This is a genomic window from Pseudoroseomonas ludipueritiae, from assembly GCF_014490445.1.
In the GTDB taxonomy this organism is placed as follows: domain Bacteria; phylum Pseudomonadota; class Alphaproteobacteria; order Acetobacterales; family Acetobacteraceae; genus Pseudoroseomonas; species Pseudoroseomonas ludipueritiae.
In genome coordinates, this window is sequence record NZ_JACTUZ010000311.1 from 1 (window position 1) to 1,960 (window position 1,960).

A 1,960-nucleotide genomic window follows, 5' to 3' on the forward strand; every position below is an offset into this window, starting at 1 on the left:
CGCGCCGGGTCCAGCAGCGCCTCCACCGGCACCCCGGCGGCGCGGGCCAGCGCGCGCAGCCCGGCATAGGTGCCGCCCAGCGACTTGAAGCTGCCCAGCATCCGCTGGCTTTCATCCTTGGCCAGCACCTGGGCAACGCCGAGGCGCCGCGCCAGCACGGGAAGGTCCAGCAGCGGTGTCGGCGCATAGGCCGGGGAAAGGGAGCGCAGCATGGCCGCGATCTGTTCGGTGGGCATGGTCATGCCGCGCATTCTGCTTCGCCACGCCCGGCGGCAGGCGCCGTTTTCGGCCTGCGCCGCGCCGGATTCCGGCCTAGGCTGTGCCCGCGATGCCGGAATCCGTCACCCTCGACCGCTTCGACCATGCCCTGCTGCAGGCCGTGCAGCGCGACAACCAGACCCCCGCCCGCCTTTTGGCGGAACAGGTGGGCCTCTCCGAAAGCGCGGTGCTGCGGCGGCTGCGCCGGCTGCGGCGGGAAGGGGTGATCGCCGCCGATGTCGCGGTGGTGCACCCCGCCGTGCTGGGGCGGCCGCTCTGCATCCATGTGCTGGTCTCGCTGGAGCGGGAAGGTGCGGCGCAACTGGATGCCTTCATCCGCGCGCTGCGGGCCCGGCCGGAAGTGCGGGAAGCCTGGTACGTCACCGGCGAGGCCGATTTCCTGCTGCACCTGCAACTGACCGACATGGCGGAATACGAGGCCTTCACCCGTGCCGTCTTTCATGAAGAGCCGAATGTGCGGTCCTTCCGCACCGTGATCGCGATGCGGCAGGTGGTGGGGTGAAGAAAGAAAGGGCCGGGGAATGAATTCCCCGGACCCCATCTTCTTTCTTCGAGTTTTTCGTGGCGCGCCGGAGGTCTTGGACCTCCGGCGACTGAGGCCTCAGCCCGCGTGGCCCTTCATTGAAAACATTACGGCGACCCCGCCGCCCGTTTCGGCCCGAACCCCAATCCGAAAAAGTAAAGAAGGGGTCCAGGGGAATTCATTCCCCTGGCCTTATCGCGCCCGCCGCGTCGCGGAATAAAGCAGCGCCGCCGCCGGCAGCGCGAAGCCGACCCAGGCCGTGAGTTCCCAGCCGCCCCGCGCCATGGCCCAGCCGCCGAGGGCTGAGCCGATGGCGCCGCCGACAAAGAAGACCGCCATGAACAGCCCGTTCACCCGGCTGCGGATGGCATCGCCGAGCGCGAAGACGGCGCGCTGGGAGAGGATGAGGTTCAGCGTCACCGCCGCATCCAGCAGGATGCCAGCCAGCAGCATGGCCACGATCGCCGGGGTGCCGGAGCCCAGCAGGGCCAGCGGGAAGGAGGCGGCACCGAGGGCCAGGGCGGCCAGCATGCCACCGCGCGCCAGGCCGGGGCGCTTCTGCCCGGCATCGGCCAGGCGGCCTGCCATGGGCGCCACCACGGCGCCGGCGACGCCCGCGAGCGCGAAGAGGGCGATGCCGCTCTGGCTGAAGCCGAAGTCCCGCGCCAGGTGCAGCGGCATGGCGGTCCAGAAGAGGCTGAAGGCGCCGAAGAGACCGGCATGGGCGAAGGCGCGGTGGCGCAGCACGGGCTGGGAGCGCCAGAGGCGTGCCATGGAGAGCAGCAGCCCGCCATAGCGCATGGATGTCTGCGGGCGCCGCGCCGGCAGCACGCGCCACAGCACCACGGCCAGCACCGCCGTGAGTGCGGCCGAGATGAAGAAGACCGCGTGCCAGCCGGCGAAGCTGGTGATGAAGGAGGATCCGGGCCGCGCCAGCATGATGCCCAGCAGCAGCCCGCTCATGACATTGCCGACGACGCGGCCGCGCACCGGCTCCGGCGCCAGATGCGCGGCATAGGGCACCAGGATCTGCGCCGCCACGGCGCAGGCGCCGGTGGCCAACGAGGCCAGCAGGAACGGCAGGGCGGTGGTGGACATGGCCGCGACGGCCAGGGCCAGGGCGCAGGCGGCGACGATGCAAGCCACCAGCCTGCGGTT

Annotated in this window: 2 protein-coding genes and 1 pseudogene; 1 reads left to right on the forward strand and 2 read right to left on the reverse strand. The window is 70.9% G+C overall.

The window, feature by feature from the left end; genetic code table 11:
* Window positions 1–242 (reverse strand): annotated as a pseudogene (locus IBL25_RS25905) (pyridoxal-phosphate dependent enzyme); the annotation flags it as partial.
* An 86-nt stretch (window positions 243–328) separates the two neighbouring features.
* Between IBL25_RS25905 and IBL25_RS25910 the strand changes: the two are divergent.
* A complete protein-coding gene (locus tag IBL25_RS25910) occupies window positions 329–781 on the forward strand; it encodes an Lrp/AsnC family transcriptional regulator (protein ID WP_187781314.1) in 453 nt (150 codons plus the stop codon).
* A 213-nt stretch (window positions 782–994) separates the two neighbouring features.
* On the opposite strand, the gene IBL25_RS25915 is transcribed toward IBL25_RS25910, so the two are convergent.
* Window positions 995–1,960: MFS transporter (locus tag IBL25_RS25915; protein WP_187781315.1), on the reverse strand; the 966-nt coding region annotated here is incomplete at its 5' end.

Excerpts from the sequence above, each read along its gene's own strand:
- IBL25_RS25910 (WP_187781314.1), top strand. The coding sequence starts at position 329 with ATGCCGGAATCCGTCACCCTCGACCGCTTCGACCATGCCCTGCTGCAG.